Below are 18,737 nucleotides of genomic sequence, written 5' to 3'. Positions count from 1 at the left end.
TTGCTGCCGTGGGCCCGAAAGGTTGAGCCGAAGTTCGCTCCATGGATGGCTAAAGTCAGTTTGTGGCCGAGAACTGCCGTAACCAGCATCGGTATTGTCAGTTTTGATTACAACCTCTCCAACCCGCTCACCCTCATAACCTTCCTAGTAATCGCATCATTTAACATTCCGCGTTTGGCTTCGATGAACGTGGGCTAGTCGCGTGTTTCGTATCTGGGGGTGACCTCTTTGTTTGAATAGGGGCGTGAGGTTGCCTTCCTTGCAGGTCATGTTTATGTCTTCACGCAGGCCTTAGCAGCTTCCATATCAACTGGGGGTGTGTCATAAGTCACCTCCTTCCTCTTAGGGTAAAAGTGACACAGAATTCTGAACACTACTGATTTGCGCCCAGCCAGTAGCAAGGGGAGCCACAACACTGCAGCCCAGCTGTTTGAATTCAAGTGAGACAAGAAGGCTTCAACTACCTGACCTGGCTTATCTTGGTTGGGAAAAAGCCAAAAATTTGATCAGGCGAATTCATACTTTTTTCTGGAGGATGACCGGATTACTAACGATGCCCAAGGACCGCAGAGGCTACAACTTGATAGTTGTCGTCCACTCTAAGCCATTAGTCCTGTAGCTGGCCGAAGTACTGCTCCAAAAAATCTAGGCACACACGTAGCTTGGCCGAATTAGCCGCCCTAGTCGAATAGATCGCCCAGACATCAGCGTTCTCGCTGTATTCATCCAGTATCCGTACCAATTTATTCTGCTCCAGCAACGGCCCAACATCCCACATAGAACGCAGCAATATGCCACGACCATGCAATGCCCACTGAAGCACTATCTCGCCGTTGTTTGAAGACAATGGGCCACTAACTCGAACACTTTGTGTCCTTCCATCACACTCTAGATTCCATACTCCAAAAACATTATTTCTTTCTTTAATCACAAGACAATCGTGCTGAGCCAGATCTTCTAAAGAGGACGGAATGCCACATCTTTCTAGATAAGAGGGAGCTGCACATAGCACCCGTTGGTTAGAGACCAATAGACGGCTAATGTGCTGGCCTGGAAGGTCGTCGCCGACACGGATTTCCAAATCGAAACCTTCACCCACGATATCGACGACTCTGTCGAACACTTCAAGACGAACCTCCAACTCCTGAAACTGCTCAGCAAGTTTTGCCACGGCCGGCGCTACATGGTTACGTCCAAAACCAAAACTGCTGCAGATATGTAGCAAACCACGAGGAGTCTGCCGTGCCTTGCTCAGGTCGTCGAATAGCGTGTTCATATCATCTAGGATCTGCACCGCCGAACGCTCTGCCAATACTCCTTCATTGGTTAACGCGCAGCGCCGACTCGTTCTATGAAATAGGCGGGTATTTAAAGCCTTCTCAAGAACCCCGATACGCTTGCTCACATAGGCTGGTGATACACCTAGTTCATCAGCAGCTGCCGTAAAGCTCTGCTTTCGGATGACAGTCAAAAATACACGAAGGTCTTCTGGAAGCGGCCATCTATCACGAAACGTGTTCATAGTCCTCACGATTTGCCACTTAAAAATACGTTTTGTAAATAATAGTATTGCTGCCACAAGACTTTAAGACAAGTCTGAAACACATTCATTTTCGATCAACTGCTAACGAGCAACTCTAACAATATCTAATAAGTATAAATAAAGGAAAAACTCAATGAACCATGATCACTCCACTCCACCACCCGCAGACCAAGTGCTGGAGCATTCACTTAAAGATGAAACTGTTTCCAGAAATCTTACTGCTAGGATAGGTTTTTATCTTGCCCCACTTCTGCTGATTATTTGTCTAGTCACTTCCCCACCATTGGGTATGTCGAGCTCCGCATGGGTAACAGTAGGAATGACACTGTTGATTGCGATTTGGTGGTCTACAGAAGCTATTCCGATTCCAATTACCTCTTTATTGCCGATCTTACTGATTCCAATGCTAGGCATTAGTGATATTAAAAGTGCAACTGCCCCATATGCCAACCCAATCATCTATCTGTTTCTAGGTGGCTTTATGATTGGTTTAGCGATGGAACGGTGGAATTTACATCGACGCATCGCGCTAAACACTTTGGTGCTAGTGGGTAGTCGCCCCTCTCACCAAATCGCAGGTTTCATGTTGTCCACAGCATTTATAAGTATGTGGGTTAGTAACACTGCGACCACTATTATGATGCTGCCGATCGGCATGTCAGTGATTCACTTACTAGACTCCACCGGAAACGGCTCGGATAAAGTCGAGCGTTCGCGCTTTGCAACGGCTCTGTTACTGGGTATTGCCTATGCAGCAAGCATCGGTGGAGTTGCAACGCTAATTGGTACACCGCCGAATGCGATGCTGGCCGGTTTTCTGCAAGCCAATTACAAGGTGACAATCGGCTTTGGCCAGTGGATGTTGCTGGGTATCCCAGTAGCAGCGTCGATGCTGTTATTTTCGTGGTGGTGGCTGACTCGACGCGAGTTCAAATTTGAGGGCGAGAATAGCCAAACCCTAATACGTGAGGAACTTGCGTCGCTCGGCCCCTGGTCCAAGGGAGAGAAGTTGGTTTCGATAGTTTTCATCCTCACCGCACTTGGCTGGATCTCCAAGCCGTTCATAGAAAATTATCTTCCTGGTATCAACGATACCAGCATCGCGCTAGCAGGTGCCTTGTCGTTATTTCTGATCCCCGTTAACACCAAGCAACGCATTTTTCTCATGCGTTGGGAAGATGCCATCAAGCTCCCGTGGGGGGTATTGCTGTTATTCGGTGGTGGGCTGGCGTTAGCTTCAGCTATTCAATCATCTGGTCTAGCTGAGTGGATCGCCAACAGTATCGGATCGCTGGCAACCCTACCGTTATTGTGGATGATCGCATTAGTCGTACTAGCCATCATATTTCTGACCGAGGTGACTTCTAATACCGCGACAGCAGCAACTTTTATGCCATTGCTTGCGGCTGTTGCCGTAGCTCAGGGATTCCCTGTGGAAATGATCGCAATACCTGCAGCTATTGCCGCTAGCTGTGCCTTCATGATGCCTGTCGCGACACCCCCAAACGCTATCGTTTTCGGCACCGGTCACATGCGAATCCAATCGATGGTAAACGCTGGTTTTGGATTAAACCTTGGTGGGGTCGTTCTCGTGACGCTGCTGACATACTTCATCGTGGGAGCCATTTGGAGCCACTAGAACTATCCGTTTAAACGATCAACCAGAAACCGAAAAAACAGGAGAAAAAATGATGTCTCCAAATATCAGCAAGCTCTTCCCAGGCTTTGAAACGAGACGTATCGAAGTTCAGCCACAGATATACATCAACGCTGTTATCGGCGGTAGCGGGCCACCGTTGCTTTTGCTGCACGGTCACCCGCAGACGCTCGCGATGTGGCATAAGGTAGCTCCAGCGCTCGCTGAGCAATTCACCGTTGTTGCCGCCGATCTACGTGGTTACGGTGACTCGTCAAAGCCGACTGGCTTACCAAATCATGAGAACTACTCTAAACGAGTGCTAGCTCAGGATCAGGTGACGTTGATGCGCCATCTTGGCTATGAGCGCTTTGACCTAATTGCGCATGACCGCGGTGCCCGTGTCGCGCACAGGCTCGCAGTCGATCACCCCCAAACCGTATCACGCTTAGTCCTGCTTGATATCGCGCCGACACTTTCCATGTACCAGCAGACGAGCGATACGTTCGCGCGCGCCTACTGGCACTGGTTCTTTCTAATTCAGCCTGCGTCACTCCCCGAACGCCTAATTGAAGCCGACCCAGCGGAATACATCATCAATATTATGGGACGGCGCAGTGCCGGTCTGGCCCCGTTCGATCCCCTTGCTCTCAATGAGTATCAGCGGTGTATGTCGATTGAGGGGACCGCTCATAGTATCTGCGAAGATTATCGTGCCTCAGCTGGTATCGATATGGAGCACGAGCGCATTGATATTGAGAATGGTCGCAAAATAGAAGCACCTTTACTCGTTCTTTGGGGCAAACAAGGTGTGATCCACAAGTGTTTCAAACCTCTTGATGAGTGGCGCCGTTTGGCCAACAAGCTTGAAGGCGAGGCTCTGGCCTGTGGCCATTATATCGCAGAGGAAGCACCAGATACGCTGATCGCCAAGGTTATACCTTTTCTGTTTGAGGAAGACTGATGGAACCAAAGTCTCTATATCGCAAGCTTGTTGACTCGCACACGATTGCAAAACTCGACAACGAGAACTTACTGCTCTTTTGTGATCTGCACCTGATGAACGAATATACCAGCCCTCAGGCTTTTGCAGGCTTATACGAGCAGGGCCGTGATGTATCCATGCCAGGCCAAAACGTTGCAGTCGTGAGTCACATCATTCCAACGCACCCATCCAGAATTCGAGTTATAGAAGATGCACCATCAGCACTTCAGGCAACGAATCTGAAAAAAAACTGCGACCACTTCAGTATCCCCTTATTTGATACCAATGACGCATTACAAGGCATTGAGCATGTAGTGGCTCCAGAGCACGGAATGATCCGCCCTGGCATGGTGGTGATCTGCGGCGACAGCCACACTACGACGTATGGCGGGCTTGGTGCTCTTGGGTTCGGAATCGGCACAACCGAGGTGGAGCATGTGTTGGCGACACAAACACTGGTCTACCGTATTGCCAAAGACATGCGTATCCGTATCGATGGTACCTTGCCTTTTGGTACGACGGCTAAGGATCTAGTGCTAGCGATTATAGGCCACATTGGAGCACAAGGTGCACGCGGGTACGTCGTGGAATACTGCGGCACTACAATCGACGCGCTATCGATTGAGGCTCGTTTCACCTTGTGTAATATGACGCTAGAAGCAGGCGCACGCGGTGCTCTTATAGCACCTGATCAAAAAGCGGTTGACTATGTGATGGCCCGCGCACCTGACATCGCTACTGAGCATCGGCAAGAGGCCATCGCGGCATGGCAAGAACTGTACTCCGATTCTGAAACAGTTTTCGATATCGAATACCAATTCGATGCCAACGACGTTGCACCTCAGGTCACTTGGGGTACTAGCCCAGACCAAGTAGTTGCCATTGATGGTCAGCTTCCAATGCTTAATGAACTCCCGGATGGCCCTATTCGCAGCAGTGCTAGCCGCGCACTAAATTACACAAAACTGCAAGAAGGAACAGCCATCCAGGGCACACCAATTCAGCACGTTTTTATCGGCTCTTGTACCAACGGCCGGATCGAGGATTTGCGTGCTGCAGCCAGCGTATTAAATAAAAGACACGTTGCTCAGGGTGTGCGAGCGATGGTGGTACCGGGTTCAGGGGCTGTCAAAGCGGCGGCTGAAGCGGAAGGCTTGGATCAGGTTTTTATTAAAGCAGGATTTGAATGGCGTAATTCAGGGTGCTCAATGTGCCTAGCGATGAATGACGATGTCCTTGCAGCTGGCGTGCGCTGCGCTTCAACAACCAATCGCAATTTCGAAGGCCGACAAGGCCGGGGGGCCATCACGCACTTAGTGAGTCCAGCGATGGCGGCAGCTGCGGCAATTACTGGGTGCCTTACCGACGTACGCCAATTGGAGCTTCAACCATGACTGAGCATCATCGTATAAAAGGGTACGCTGCGGCACTTCGTATAGAAAACCTTGATACAGACCAAATCATGCCTAAACAGTTTCTACGCGGCATTGATAAAGCAGGGCTCAAGGAAGGCTTGTTTTACGACCTGCGTTTCGATGAACAAGGCCAGCGTCGGCCCGACTTCGTACTCAATCAACATTCATACGCAAATGCATCTATTTTGATTGGTGGCTCTAATTTTGGGTGTGGATCAAGCCGAGAACACGCCGTATGGGGCCTACAGCAGTTCGGAATTAGGGCCGTGATAGCGTCGAGTTACGCCGAGATTTTCTACTCGAATGCTATGAACAATCGACTGCTACTAGTAACTTTGTCACCAGAAGAGGTTACAAAGTTAATGGACGATGCAGATGATATAAATAGAAACAGAATTGAGATAAATATTGAAGAACAATCAGTAGTTAGCCACAGTATTCAGACGCATTTCAAAATGATCCCTCGTCACCGCCAGATGTTTCTGGAGGGGCTGGATAGTATCGGTCTGTCGTTGACGCACAAAGATAAGATATCCAGCTTTGCTAATGCTTATTGGGCTCGCTACCCTTGGCTGCGTAATGTCGCGTCAGTTACCAGACGGCGTCTCGAACATTAGATATTTGGATCGTTTTTATACCGAAAATTTTGAAGCCTTGCGCAGTACATTACTATCTCTTTAAAGTGTCTCAGCAGGTAATTAGCTTGTTGAGCCACTTTCTATAAGCAACATCGAAACTCCAGCTATACAAAATTTCAGCCTATGGTTATAAGAGATTTAATATAGATGCATGGTTGTTAAAATAGACTGGCGATTTCTCTGGTAATAGGGCGGTCACGCCTGGGCGAAAAAGAGGGATCGTGGTTGTATTTGATGTCATTGGAATCTCTCCTTAGTGGGTTTGTTACTAAGGAAAGGCTAGCGAGATACAGTGATTATGAATAATGAAGATCTGGTCAGGGACACCCATCAGCAGGTGCCCCGCGATTATGGGTTGTTGCATGGCACTCACCGCCTAAGAAGTTCAAGCAACTTTCAACCCAGTATTTCCTCTAGCCGTTTCAGGCTTTGTGTCATCTCTGGCTGACTATGGTACCGCTAAAATAGCCATTCATATGATCAACGCCGTGCTGCATTGATGGCCTCTTGATAGGGTAGTGGCGGAGAAAACAGGTACCCCTGAGCTTGGTCACAACCGCGCTCATGGAGCATTGCCAGTTGCTCCTCGGTTTCTACGCCTTCAGCAATCACCTTTAATTTTAAGCTGTGTGCCATCGCAATGATCGTATTGACGATAATCTCGCTGTCCGGGTTCGTGGCCACTTCGGTAATGAAAGACTTGTCGATTTTGAGAGTATCGATCGGGAAGCGTTTCAAGTAGCTCAAACTGGAATAGCCGGTACCAAAATCGTCAAGAGAAATGCTAACGCCCAAGCCTATCAGTTCTTCCATCGTGGTAATGGCCGACTCGACATTGTAGATCAGCGCGCTTTCGGTGATTTCTAGTTCCAAGTCGGCTGGCGGCATACCGGTTTCTATCAAGATCTGTTGGACGACAGCGACAAGGTTATCCTGGTGGAACTGTCGCGCAGACAGGTTCACCGCCATTTTCAGACCCGGGGTAGCGACTGCTTGGCGGCATGCCTCGCGCAGCACCCATTCGCCGATGGGTATGATCAGCCCTGTCTTTTCCGCCAACGGAATAAACCTATCCGGAGCGATCATGCCTTGCGTGGGATGCTCCCAGCGTATCAGGGCCTCCAGCCCCACGACCTTTCTGGAAGTAATGTCGATCTGAGGCTGATAGAACAATTGGAACTGATCTTGTGCCAGCGCATGTCGCAATGAGGTTTCCAACGCCAGACCATCACTGTGAGTGTCCTTGCTGCCAGGCACGAAGTGCTGATAGTTGTTACCGCCATGCGCTTTAATAGCGGCCATTGCGCTCCTGGCGCCGTTGATCAGCACGTCCATATCCCTACCACTCCGCGGATATTCTGCAATCCCTATGCTGCAGGAGATGAACAACTCCTGACCATTATCCAGGATGATTACCGAATGCAATTTGTCAGTAATACAGTTAGCAATGGTCGTCACTTCTGCAGCACTTTGACCTGGCAGCAAGACAATAAATTCATCGCCGCCCCAGCGGGATATCGTATCGGTCTTGCTAATACACGCTCGTATACGGTGCGCTACCTGACGTAGCACTTCGTCACCACCCGAAAGTCCAAGGCTCTCGTTAACCTGTTTAAAGCGGTCGATGTCCAGATACAAAATACTCAGAACATCCTGGAGTTTATCGACCTGATACATTGCTTGAAGCAGCCGGTCGGTGAGAAGCATACGGTTCGGCAAATCGGTGACATTGTCGAAATGCGTTAAGTACTCAAGTCGCTGGTTCTTTTCCAGAGTAGTAATAGCGAACGATATATCGCCTGCCACCTCTTGCAAAAGCTTCATTTCAGTTTGATCAAAGGCAAACGGCTCGCGCCGGAAAAGTACGAATGCCGCCTTCTTTGATCCCTGCGGAAGCGTCAGCGGTAAAGCCGCCATGGCCTGTATGTCGAGCGCTATCAAATCCTTTAACTGAGCGTCGTGAGGTTGCGCTCTCAGATCGTTGTGCACCACGGCGCAATGCTTTTCCAGGCATTCGCGAATCGTGTCTGTTTCAAATTCTGAAAGCGGTCGAGTTTCTATCGCTTTGTGGGCAGCGTGTACATACAAAATCTTGCAACGTCCTGCTTCATGATCGTATTCCACGACCAGGGCGGCAAAAAGTTCGCCTTCTTCCACCGTAATGCGCGTGGCTTCCTCGCATAGAACGTCACGACTCTGGGCTCTTACAATTAGGGTATTGATGCCGCTTAATACTTTGTGTGTACGATTAAGGCGCAGAATTTTCTGCTCAGCCTGGATACGCTCGGTAATATCGACAACCGCCGTCATCACAAAGCGTGCTTCCGCCGTTTTGACTGGGTTGAGCGCGATTTCAGCAGGAAACTCGGTTCCATCCTGACGCAAGGCAAACAGATCTCGACCTGTGCCCATCATCCGCTGTTTGGGGTCATTGATGTACTGTCGGCGGAACCCAGAATAGTTCTGATGGAACCGCTCAGGTATCAATCTTTCTATTGGCTGCCCCACTAACTGGTGGGCCTGATAGCCAAAAAGCGATCGTGCCAACTGATTCGCCATTTGGATGATGCCATTTTCGTCGACCATGAGGGTCGCAACAGGTGCGCTGTCGAGCGTCGAGCGAAAGCGTTCCTCCTCGTAGTTGAGAGCAGCCGCTCCAAGCCAACCAACAAGAACAAGCACCATAATGCTGAACATGCTGCTCAGCGCGAAACCAAACTCATCGGTATAGTAGCCAGCGGCGACACCCTGCATGCTCAGCCAGGAGGTCAGTAGCGGCGTTAACACGATATAGGGCAGCAAGCGCCGCAAAGAGCGACCGCCGATATAGGCACTGGCCGCAGAACTCATCAAGCCTTTGCCAGGGCGGGCTAGAAGCATGCCGACACTACAAATCGCGAATAGAATTGACGTGTGAAGGGCCATCGTCGAAAAAACAGACAACCTAAACTTTTGAACGCCAAATAAATAGCCGGTTAACGCCGAACCACTGATGGTGATGGTAATCAGTGCAGCGATCTGCAGCATTAGGGAGGAGTAGCGCACGGGGATTATCGTGGTTAGCCACCCGATCCCTATCAAGCAGAAGCAGATGGCCGTGCCAACCGACATCCGCCCCGGCCAGTTCTCAGCCGGCGTGGCCTTATCCATGATCAAAAGGTTGTCGATACCTATCGGCCAGTGCAATGCATATTCTAAAAGCGTAAGCCCTGAAACCATCAATATAAAAGCAGCCAGCATAGCGACCACTGAATGTTTTGCGCTGGTGATAACGGGCTGAGAGGCAAGCCATAAAATGAACCCGCAGGCGAGAAAGCACAGTGCCGTATTGACTTTCATTGAATCGAAGTGAGGCAGTATGTGTTTTCCAGCCTCCAAATCAAAGGCCCATGACAACAACACTAGCGTGCTGATAGCGATGACTGTCCAGCCAATATAGCCAGTGGTCGTTCTGTAAATTTGGTGGTAAAGCTCCTCGGCATCTATGTTCGATGGGTTTGTCTCTTCCCTAGACATTATTACTAACTCCCGATTATTTTTGTGACGCTACCCAGCAAGCGACATCGCAGCCTAATATCAGTGTATCCACGTCAACACATAAACCACCAGGCTAGCTACTAGCGTCTATCTCCATAACGTACGCCTGATGACGCATATATAAAAGGTGGGTATTTATTCAAGTACAAGCTGACAGAGCGAAAGTAGAAACCAGCGAGCGCTATTGTAGTGTCAATCTTCCTTCCTAATATGAATTAATCATAGACCTAAACTGAAAAGAGTATCTAATGCCACAATATACGAACAATCCATGGTCTAACCCGTCATAGCGGATCGTTCGTTTGTCGTGTTCTATATAGGCGTTCTACTGGGACTTTTCATGCTGGATAACGATGCGTTTAATGCCCTGACCCTGCGACCTCAATGATGCCCGGTGGCCAGAGCTTATGGCTGTACGCTGGCGTATCAGGCATTGTTGGCACTTAGCAGCATTGCTGCGCGTATTTCATACTAGGAACCCAAGGAGCGGCATGCGCTACGTTGATTTAACTGACCGTGATGAGCTAAACCACAACGATGCCCCGCGCTTTACCACCCCTGCAGGTGAGATCATCGGCTGGCGGGATCGCGGCGTTATCCGCGCCACGGGCATACGCTATGCCCGCACCCAGCGCTTTTGCGCCCCAAAAGATGAGTTGCCCTCAACCGCGCCTATCCAAGCCACCGAGTGGTCGCCTTGCGCGCCGCAAAACCTCATTCCCGAGCTAAACGCTGTGCTGGGGATTAGCGCCCAGGCGTTCTCCCCCTGCGAAGGCGCGTTACATTTATCGGTCACCCTGCCGGAAAGCCCCTCGCCAACGCCGCGCCCCGTCATGGTCTGGATACACGGTGGTTCTTACGTGTTTGGTGCCGGGGATCTCCCGGTGTTCGACGTACGCCCGCTGGCGCTTGAGCAAGACGTGATCGTAGTGGCGGTGACGTACCGGCTTGGCTTGTTAGGTTTTCTGGGCGGCTACGCCAATCGGCCTGCTAATTTAGGCCTGCTCGACATGATCTCGGCCCTGCGCTGGGTGAACACCAATATCGCGGCCATGGGGGGCGACCCAGCCAATGTCACCCTGTTTGGCCAGTCCGCCGGGGGCGACGCAGCGGCGCATCTGATGATTGCCAAAGGCACCGAGGGGCTGTTCCAGCGCGCCATTATTCAGAGCGCGCCGTTGGGCATTAGCCGTGGCCGGGCGAACATGTACGCCAAGATGAGCCAACAGGCGGCCACGCTAAACGACGATGCACCGCTTGATGAGGTTTTGCGCCGACAGACCCAGGTGGCGGAAGCTGCCCGTGGCTTTGGCCTAAAAGCGGCCATGCCGTTTGGCACCCAGTACGGCCACTACCCGCTGCCCACTGAGGCCGAGGCCGATGCGGCCTGGCGCCGCGCCGCCGCAAAGATTGACCTGTTTATGGGCTATACCGCAGAAGAGAACACGCTGTTTGTGGTGATATCGCCGAGCCTGATGCGGCTGCGCAACACGCCCTTGGTGGGGGAGGCGCTCAGCAAAGCGATGGTGGCCGTCACCACACGCAAGGTCTACATACGCGATGCGCATAAGTTTGCCCGCCGCCATGCGCAAGCGGGTGGGCGCGCTTACCTGTATCGGCTGGACTGGTGCAAAGGCCGCTACCCGTTTGGCGCCGCCCACACGATCGACCTGCCGCTGCTACTGGGCGAGCCATCCAGCTGGCAACATGCCGATTTGGTAAAAGGCGTGGACGAAGCCACCCTGCTTGAACACGGCCAACCTATGCGCGCCCTATGGGCAGACTTCGCGCGTACCGGCCAGCTTCCGGCCACCGGCCACATCGAGCCGCAGGTGCTTGAGTGGTGGGAGGTGAGTTGAGCGACAAGCGCCTGCATTTAAGAACGCATTTGCCGACTGGCCCCCGGCGGCTGGCCGGTGACGCGCTTAAAAGCACGGCTTGGTTTGTCCAAATACGAGATAGCAGGAGCGCCCGCATCGGGAGCGCTGCTTCAAATCGACTATCGCCAGGTGACGGAATGAATTTACGACTAACCTTCATTAAATAATGTGGAGGTCGCAGGTACGCCTTGCCCAAGAGAGCATCGCGCATTGTCTGCCTTTCATTTAGCGGTCATGAGCACTGTTCAAAGGTGCGCATCATCATGGGGAACACAATGACAAAACAAAAACTGATCCTGCTATTTGATGGAACGTGGAACGACCCTGAAGACCAAACCAATGTTTATCGTATTACCCGGCTGATCCAGGATGATGATGACGGTATCAGGCAGCGGTTCTATTACGACCCCGGTGTAGGGACATCCAAGTTTCAGCGCTTTACCGGCGGAGCCTTCGGTCATGGGCTGAGCACAAACCTACAGGAAGGCTATGACTGGCTGGCAAGGCGTTACAGTGAAGGAGATGAAATCTGGATATTCGGGTTCAGCCGTGGTGCCTACACCGCCAGAAGCCTGGTGGGGATGATTCGTAAATGCGGGCTAGTGCATGTCGTCACGCCAGGGTTGCTCGATAAGGCCGAAAGTATTTATCGAAACCGCGATTTGCACCCCGATTCTGACGTATGCAAAGGGTTCAAGGAGAGTTTCAGCCGCCAGCCCAGGATTCATTTCATTGGTGTGTGGGATACCGTTGGTGCACTGGGCGTGCCCGGAACCAACCTGTTCAAAAGCAAATACGATTGGCACGACACCGAGCTTTCCAGCATTGTGGATCATGCCTATCAAGCAGTCGCGCTGGACGAACACCGGTCGACCTACAATGTATCGCTTTGGACGAGCAAGGATGGCAAGCAGAAAACGGGTAATCGCGACGTAGAGCAGTGCTGGTTTATCGGTGCCCACGCCAATGTAGGCGGCGGCTATGGCGCTGATGACACGCTGGCCGACATATCGCTGAGCTGGATGTTAGCCAAGGCGCAAAAAGCAGGCCTAAAAGTGGCACCCTACGAAGTTGTTGAGAATGCCTGGAAGACAGCACCAAAAGACTCGTTTTCTGATTTTCTGAAGGGGCTCTACGCCAGATACAAACGCCTTGGAAAGACAACTGACGGCCGTTTTTACCGACAATATTCGGAAGTGATGCAAGGGCAGTGTGCGGTCAACATTTCAGTGGATGACAGTGTCTGGAAACGCTGGGCCGATACAACGTGTGAGTACCGGCCGCGTACCTTGACTGATGTCCCCCTTTCCCCACCGGAGGAGTAGGCGGGCGGGCACTTTTGATTAACATAGGCAGCCTTCAGGTTAGCACCCACCCCAGCCACTCCGCCGCCCAACAAGCGGACGTTTACCTAGCCAGTGCGCTGATCTCTCCAGGCGGTTACGCCAACAATGCTGAGCTGCTTGCCACTATCGCAAAGCGCCACCAACTGCCGGTACTGCTCGCCAACCACGTTTCCAGCACGGGCGGCTGGCAAACCTGCGGCAACAGCGGTAGCTGGAACGCAGCCGGGAGCTAACCGTTAAAGCTGACGGCACCCAGCCCAGCTTAGTGCTGTGCCACATTCATAACGGTGAATTAAGCGGTCGCGTTGAAGCGATGACTGGCCTAGGTCACGAAGTATCCACTATCGACTAAAAACTAAGTATTCAAAGTAGGCTTAACCTAAATTAACTGCTAGTCTCGAAGTATTAGAGCGAAAAACGCCGCAGGGACAATACGATGCAGAATGCCCGCATAACGCTTCACCCAAGCAAGCAGCGCATGCACGTTCAGGCTGATGGCATTCTGATAGCCGACTCCACCAATACTCTTGAACTCCGCGAATATGGCTACCCGCCACGCCACTACTTTCCACGTGGAGACGTGCGGATGGATTTACTCACCGTTTCAGAAACCACAACTTATTGCCCCTTTAAAGGGCATACGGTGTATTTTTCGCTGGGTGAAAGTCGGGATATTGCTTGGAGCTATGAGGAGCCGAGTGAAGGGATGGAAGCTATCGCGGGTAGGGTGGCTTTTTATGAAGAAATTCGCGAATGACGCTTTTCGACCCAAAGCGGACGTGCATTGTCCTTAAAGTATCGACTAAATCCAGAACCCAAATACAGTCATAACTATAGTCTTAAGTCAACTACGCTGAGTGCGCTTAATGAATTTGATAAGAGAGAAATATTAATAAAAATATCCGCTTAGGAGTTCTGTTAGATTCCAACTTGAATATGGATGTCGATTAAGTGAATGATACAATCAAAGTACCGCCCTTGCGCAAAGTTAAGCTGGATGGTCAGCTATACTGCCGTTTCCAGCCGATAGAAACCATGCTGGTCGAACTTACAAGCGTTCCATTCGAAGTGTTTGCAGAACGTGCGCGCATACCTGATCGACGTTCGCCAGATTACATACCTTCGGAAGTTCTAGTTCATTGGATTCGGCAAACGCGAGACCAAAAATCTGACGCACAATTCAACGCTCTCTATTCACTGCTAGAACAGCGCATTCGTCGTGCTTGTCCGAAGAAGGAATTTCGAGCGGGTTCTATTAATGCTGAAGTCGGTACTTATGCCGATCTTCAGGAACATGTCCTTGAGCGTGTAGTTAGGCTAATTCTCAGCGATCGGTCAAACTACGAAGAAAAGCTGGACATTTATGAAGTCGTCTTTGATCGCGCCGTTGCAAAGCTTCGCGATAGTGCCTTTCGAAGTGTTTTTGCCAAAGAAAACCCACTGACGCCGCTCGAGTATGACGAAAGTGGTGATGTAGCTACTGAAGTAGAAGAGAGCATATGCGGATATCGGCCAGCAGGTATGGCGCCAGCAGAAGAAGCAACTTACCGGTTTCAGCTGCGTGCTGCGATTGGCTCTCTCCCAAAGGATGAAAGGAGGCTGATCGATATGGAAGAAGCGGGCTATCCTGACCAAAGTGAAGATCCAGAAGTACAAACGATTGCAAAGCTACTTGGGCGTACACCAAAGACAGTCCGGGCAGTGCGTAAGCGTGCTTATCAAAAAATCCGCGAACGCCTCTGCATTGAGGTGCAAGATGACTAGTGACATTAATATGGAAGACATACTCGATGAGCTTACAATGGAAGAACCGCTGAACCATACGGTTCTTAAGAGCTATATCGACAGATACCCCAGCTTGGCATTGGAATTGACAGACCTTTACCATGAGTTGGTATTGACGGATGCGCGGAGTGATATAGAAGGCGCGCAGCTGGAAACAAGGCACTTAGTTTCCGCAACGGCACCTGGCCGTACTGGGGTTGAAGCAGCACTGGCTGGCGATGAACTTCGATCTTTGGCTCGGAAAGTTGGGTTGCCTAGAGACTTTTTTGCTGGTTTTCGGGACCGCAAAGTTCGGCTTGGCTCTATTCCGGAGCCAGTTGTAACAGGTTTAGCCCGCGAACTGGGTGTTGCGGTTCACTCTTTGGTTAACTTCTTGCGGAGTCAGCCTCGGAAGAACACAGGTTTTGCTTTCAAGGCCGATGGAAAGCCAGATGAAGGAGCTGTTCTTGAGTACAACGAGTTCCTTGATAGTCTCGGTTTGAGTGATCAGGAAGAGCGCGCACTGTGTCGGCTCTGCGAAGTAGATGGACGTAGTTGAATTCGCCCGACAACGTGCAGCCGCGCTGCATGATGACCTCGTCTGCACCGGATATGATCCAGCGGAGTCGTATACATTCGTCTTGGCGGAAGCCGCTAGACGGGATATTGAGGTTCGAGGGTATCCGCCAGGACACGCCATGCTCAATGGTGGCCGAGCACTTTATGACCCTGCCGGAACCATTCGACACGAACTTACGGGCGATGAATTTCTGGATGCATTTTTCGTTGCCCATGAGATTGGACACGCCGAGCTCGGTGGGCACGTTGGAATCACGGCGAGCTCAGAGATTGATCCTACCCGTCCATCGGACGGCGGTGTATCCGGTGCCGAACGAGCCGTTGATTACAGTCGGAAAGCTCGACAGGAAGTGCAAATGGATCTCTTTGCGCGCGAGTTTTTGTTTCCACGAGCGCTTGCTCGCCGCTGGTATCTCGAAGAAGGACTTTCCGCTCAGGCAATAGTGGAAAAACTTCGGGCGCCTTATGATCTGGTCGCGGTTCAGATATTTGATGCAATCTGGCTTCCTACAGTTGCAGAATCGAAAGTGTCAGAAAACGATCCGCCGAAGCCATTAAACGACGCACAAAACTGTGCTGCACGCCACCGTGGTGGGCCGTTGCTTCTGCGAGCAGGACCCGGCACTGGGAAAACTCAGACGCTCATCGGTCGGTTGGCGGAGCTTAGGGATTCTGCGGTCGATCCATCTTCCATTCTTGTCCTGACATTTTCAAATAAAGCTGCTGGTGAAATGACCGACCGGGCGATGTCTGCATGGCCAGAGGCGGCAGGTGAGCTGACTATCGGCACCTTTCACTCATTCGGACTGGACATACTTCGGCGTTTTCATGAGCGAGCGTCACTGCCAGCTGAACCGCGGCTACTTGATACAGCAGAAGCTGTCGCCTTGGTCGAGAATGAGTTTGTTGGGCTGAATCTCCAACACTATAAAGAGTTACGTGATCCGACAGATGTTCTTAGGAACCTGCTAGCTGCAATTTCCCGTGCCAAAGACGAAGTGGTAGACCACCAAGATTATAAAATACTTGCTCAATTGACATACGACTCGGCTCTAAACGATGAAGAACGCATTCATGGCGAGAAGTGTTTGGAAATTGCCCAAGTGTATGAGGCATATGAGGCGCTTAAAGCCCAACATGGAGCGGTCGATTTCGGCGATCTGGTAGCCCGTACCGTTAGTCTTATCGAGAAGGATCCAGGCGTGTGTGGGCAGCTATGCTCACGTTACTCTCATGTCCTTGTAGATGAGTACCAAGATGTCAATCGCGCAAGTGTCCGGTTATTAAAGGCGTTGAAGCCTGACGGGCAAGGCCTGTGGGTTGTGGGAGATGCCAAACAGTCAATTTATCGTTTTCGTGGTGCCTCATCAACCAATATGGTGCGATTTGAGACCGACGACTTTCCTGGTGGTCAGGCAATGGGGTTAACGGTTAACTATCGTTCTGTCCAAGAGATTTGCGATGCTTACGCAGGATTCGCATGTGCAAATATGAAAGCTGCCGAAGCTGGGTTTCAGTCGGAAGCATACCGAGGCCTATCCGGCCAAAAGCCCGTTTTTGTGCGCGTAGGTACGAAAGACGACGAACTGAATGAGCTTGCTACTCGGATCAACGCCTGTAAGGATAGCGGGATCACCTACATGAATCAGGCTGTCCTCTGTAAGTCCAATGAACGGTTGGCAGAGGTGGCCGCCAGCCTTGAAGCGCAAGATGTACCCGTCCTATTTCTGGGCCCCCTTTTCGACCGGCCAGAAACCAAAGAGGCACTCTCGTTACTTTCTCTTCTCGTCGACTCGCGTGCGATAGCACTCGTAAAGGTTGCGACAATTCCTGAATTTTCAGTGCCGTTGGCCGACGTTGTGGCCGCTGCAAAGGCCTTGGCTAATGCCTCTCCGTTGGAGCCGCTCGCCTGGCGCGACTTACTTCCTACAGGTGGCGCAAATTCGTCTGAAGGTGCAAGCGGGTTTACAGCTCTTGCAAAGGCATTTCATGGACTTAAGCCCGAGGCAACGCCGTGGAGGGCTTTCGCTTCGCTTTACCTTGATCGTACACGACTTGCTGCCCGATATGCACATGGCCTGACCGAAAATGAGCCTTTGCCTGCGATCGCACTGTGGCAACTGCAAAATTTTCTAAGATCGACGTATATTGAGCGGCATGGTTACCCAGTTGGTGACCTGCTGGATCATATTCGTCGACTCGTCATTTTGTCGGACGAGAGAGACTTGAGGGATCTTCCCGTGGCCGCTCAATCCCTTGATGCTGTCCGCCTTTTGACGATTCATAAAAGCAAAGGGCTTGAGTTCAAGGCGGTGCATATGCCCTCACTGTCTGCCGGTTCATTGCCTCAATCTGCCAATCAAATTCGGGCCTTGTCGCCCCCAAATGGATTAATTGATGGGGAAGGTATTCGGGGCCTCGATGCACTTAAGCCTGGGCATGATGAAGAACAGGAGTGTCTCTTCTTCGTCGCTTTGTCCCGTGCAGAAGACCGCCTCTTTCTCTACGCGCCTTCGAAACAGCGAGGCGCGCAATCACAGGGAGGCGCCAAATCCCAGAGGTCGTCACCGTTTATTGACCGTCTCGGTGATACGGTGAGCATCGAAGCGCCGCTGGCTGCAACCGAGGTGCCACCGCTTTTGTCAAGCTGCGTAGATGTCCGGTTTGAGGAAACGGTTACCTTGACGCCTGCACAACTCGCGCTCTTCGACAAATGCCCGCGCCGCTTCTTGTTCACGCACGTCCTCAAATTAGGTGGGCGTCGTACGGAAAGTGCTTTTATGCAAATGCATGCCGCTGTTCAAGGTGCAATTGATGCTCTTTTAAACGACCCTTCGAATGAAATTCCCGACTTTGATGAGCACTGGCAGGCACGTGGCCCGGCTGAGAACCCAAATGCAGAAGACTATGAAGTCGCTGGACGCAGGCTGTTCGACTTTTTGATTACCCTCCGAAAAGGCGACAAACCACTAGCTCCGTGCAACCTCGAAATCGACATAGGTGCGGCTAAGATAGTGGTTAAGCCTGATGATTATGTCGAGAGGAGCGACGGTCGGCTTGTATTCCGTCGCATCTGGACCGGTCGTAAGACTTCCAACTCTACCGAGTCACTCGATGCTGCAGCATACCAGTTAGCGGCTGGTCGGGGTGCAGAAGTAGAGTTTGTTTTCCTGACGGATGAGGTAGCCGCTCCTATTTCACTGAGCCAGAGGAAGCTAAAAAATCGCCAAGACAAGATCGTTGACGCTGTCGGTAAAATTCTATCTGGCGATTTCCCACCCAACCCCAATCGAACTTGCCCCCGTTGTCCGCACTTCTTCGTTTGTGGCGATCCACCAGATGGGCCGCTCATCAAAAAAAATCTCAACTGATTTACCGGTCTTGTGGAAATGCTGCGATTAACCTTCTGAAAGC

The 18,737-nt window shown here is 51.3% G+C and carries 13 protein-coding genes; 11 read left to right on the top strand and 2 right to left on the bottom strand.

The window, feature by feature from the left end; translation table 11 throughout:
• Window positions 1-607: 607 nt before the first annotated feature.
• Window positions 608-1,522, bottom strand: coding sequence for a LysR substrate-binding domain-containing protein (locus AC5TBW_RS12820; protein WP_495508930.1), 915 nt, complete (start codon window positions 1,520-1,522; stop codon window positions 608-610).
• 154 nt (window positions 1,523-1,676) lie between these two features.
• On the opposite strand from AC5TBW_RS12820, the gene AC5TBW_RS12815 reads away from it, so the two are divergent.
• The 4 genes from AC5TBW_RS12815 to leuD are packed head-to-tail and all read left to right on the top strand — an operon-like array spanning window position 1,677 to window position 6,196.
• A complete protein-coding gene (locus tag AC5TBW_RS12815; RefSeq protein ID WP_495508929.1) occupies window positions 1,677-3,182 on the top strand; it encodes an SLC13 family permease in 1,506 nt (501 codons plus the stop codon).
• Between the two features lie 49 nt (window positions 3,183-3,231).
• On the top strand, window positions 3,232-4,143 hold the full coding sequence (locus AC5TBW_RS12810; protein WP_495508928.1) for an alpha/beta fold hydrolase: 912 nt from the start codon (window positions 3,232-3,234) through the stop codon (window positions 4,141-4,143).
• Window positions 4,143-5,558: a 3-isopropylmalate dehydratase large subunit gene (gene leuC / locus AC5TBW_RS12805; RefSeq protein WP_495508927.1), complete on the top strand. Its 1,416-nt coding sequence runs from the start codon at window positions 4,143-4,145 to the stop codon at window positions 5,556-5,558. Before AC5TBW_RS12810 ends, leuC begins: the two co-directional genes overlap by 1 nt.
• A complete protein-coding gene (gene leuD, locus AC5TBW_RS12800) occupies window positions 5,555-6,196 on the top strand; it encodes a 3-isopropylmalate dehydratase small subunit (protein WP_495508926.1) in 642 nt (213 codons plus the stop codon). Before leuC ends, leuD begins: the two co-directional genes overlap by 4 nt.
• Before the next feature lie 501 nt (window positions 6,197-6,697).
• Here leuD and AC5TBW_RS12795 read toward each other — a convergent pair.
• On the bottom strand, window positions 6,698-9,733 hold the full coding sequence (locus AC5TBW_RS12795) for an EAL domain-containing protein (RefSeq protein ID WP_495508925.1): 3,036 nt from the start codon (window positions 9,731-9,733) through the stop codon (window positions 6,698-6,700).
• Window positions 9,734-10,245: 512 nt separating this feature from the next.
• On the opposite strand from AC5TBW_RS12795, the gene AC5TBW_RS12790 reads away from it, so the two are divergent.
• The 7 genes from AC5TBW_RS12790 to AC5TBW_RS12760 all read left to right on the top strand — a co-directional run bounded on the left by AC5TBW_RS12790 (window position 10,246) and on the right by AC5TBW_RS12760 (window position 18,694).
• A complete protein-coding gene (locus AC5TBW_RS12790) occupies window positions 10,246-11,613 on the top strand; it encodes a carboxylesterase family protein (protein WP_495508924.1) in 1,368 nt (455 codons plus the stop codon).
• Window positions 11,614-11,909: 296 nt separating this feature from the next.
• A complete protein-coding gene (locus tag AC5TBW_RS12785; protein ID WP_495508923.1) occupies window positions 11,910-12,959 on the top strand; it encodes a T6SS phospholipase effector Tle1-like catalytic domain-containing protein in 1,050 nt (349 codons plus the stop codon).
• Window positions 12,960-12,973: 14 nt separating this feature from the next.
• Window positions 12,974-13,213 carry a hypothetical protein gene (locus AC5TBW_RS12780; RefSeq protein WP_495508922.1) on the top strand — a complete coding sequence of 80 codons (240 nt, stop codon included), beginning with the start codon at window positions 12,974-12,976 and terminating at the stop codon, window positions 13,211-13,213.
• A 203-nt stretch (window positions 13,214-13,416) separates the two neighbouring features.
• Window positions 13,417-13,737, top strand: a complete 321-nt coding sequence (locus AC5TBW_RS12775; RefSeq protein ID WP_495508921.1) for a DUF427 domain-containing protein — start codon at window positions 13,417-13,419, stop codon at window positions 13,735-13,737.
• 194 nt (window positions 13,738-13,931) lie between these two features.
• Complete coding sequence (locus AC5TBW_RS12770; protein ID WP_495508920.1) at window positions 13,932-14,744, top strand: sigma-70 RNA polymerase sigma factor region 4 domain-containing protein; 813 nt, start codon at window positions 13,932-13,934, stop codon at window positions 14,742-14,744.
• Between the two features lie 37 nt (window positions 14,745-14,781).
• The gene (locus AC5TBW_RS12765) at window positions 14,782-15,303 is read left to right on the top strand and encodes a hypothetical protein (protein WP_495508919.1); all 522 of its coding nucleotides are present in this window, start codon (window positions 14,782-14,784) and stop codon (window positions 15,301-15,303) included.
• 139 nt (window positions 15,304-15,442) lie between these two features.
• Window positions 15,443-18,694, top strand: a complete 3,252-nt coding sequence (locus AC5TBW_RS12760; protein ID WP_495508918.1) for a UvrD-helicase domain-containing protein — start codon at window positions 15,443-15,445, stop codon at window positions 18,692-18,694.
• The last annotated feature ends 43 nt before the right edge of the window (window positions 18,695-18,737 follow it).

The sequence above is a fragment of the Vreelandella sp. ssv genome (assembly GCF_059448525.1).
Note: the sequence above shows the minus strand (reverse complement) of the source record. Positions and strands in the feature narration are given on the sequence as shown.

Coding starts and splice junctions, on each gene's coding strand:
- AC5TBW_RS12765 (WP_495508919.1), top strand. CDS start 14,782: ATGGAAGAACCGCTGAACCATACGGTTCTTAAGAGCTATATCGACAGA.
- AC5TBW_RS12775 (WP_495508921.1), top strand. CDS start 13,417: ATGCAGAATGCCCGCATAACGCTTCACCCAAGCAAGCAGCGCATGCAC.
- AC5TBW_RS12810 (WP_495508928.1), top strand. CDS start 3,232: ATGATGTCTCCAAATATCAGCAAGCTCTTCCCAGGCTTTGAAACGAGA.
- AC5TBW_RS12785 (WP_495508923.1), top strand. CDS start 11,910: ATGACAAAACAAAAACTGATCCTGCTATTTGATGGAACGTGGAACGAC.
- AC5TBW_RS12795 (WP_495508925.1), bottom strand. CDS start 9,733: ATGTCTAGGGAAGAGACAAACCCATCGAACATAGATGCCGAGGAGCTT.
- AC5TBW_RS12760 (WP_495508918.1), top strand. CDS start 15,443: ATGCTCAATGGTGGCCGAGCACTTTATGACCCTGCCGGAACCATTCGA.
- AC5TBW_RS12815 (WP_495508929.1), top strand. CDS start 1,677: ATGAACCATGATCACTCCACTCCACCACCCGCAGACCAAGTGCTGGAG.
- AC5TBW_RS12790 (WP_495508924.1), top strand. CDS start 10,246: ATGCGCTACGTTGATTTAACTGACCGTGATGAGCTAAACCACAACGAT.
- leuC (WP_495508927.1), top strand. CDS start 4,143: ATGGAACCAAAGTCTCTATATCGCAAGCTTGTTGACTCGCACACGATT.
- AC5TBW_RS12820 (WP_495508930.1), bottom strand. CDS start 1,522: ATGAACACGTTTCGTGATAGATGGCCGCTTCCAGAAGACCTTCGTGTA.
- leuD (WP_495508926.1), top strand. CDS start 5,555: ATGACTGAGCATCATCGTATAAAAGGGTACGCTGCGGCACTTCGTATA.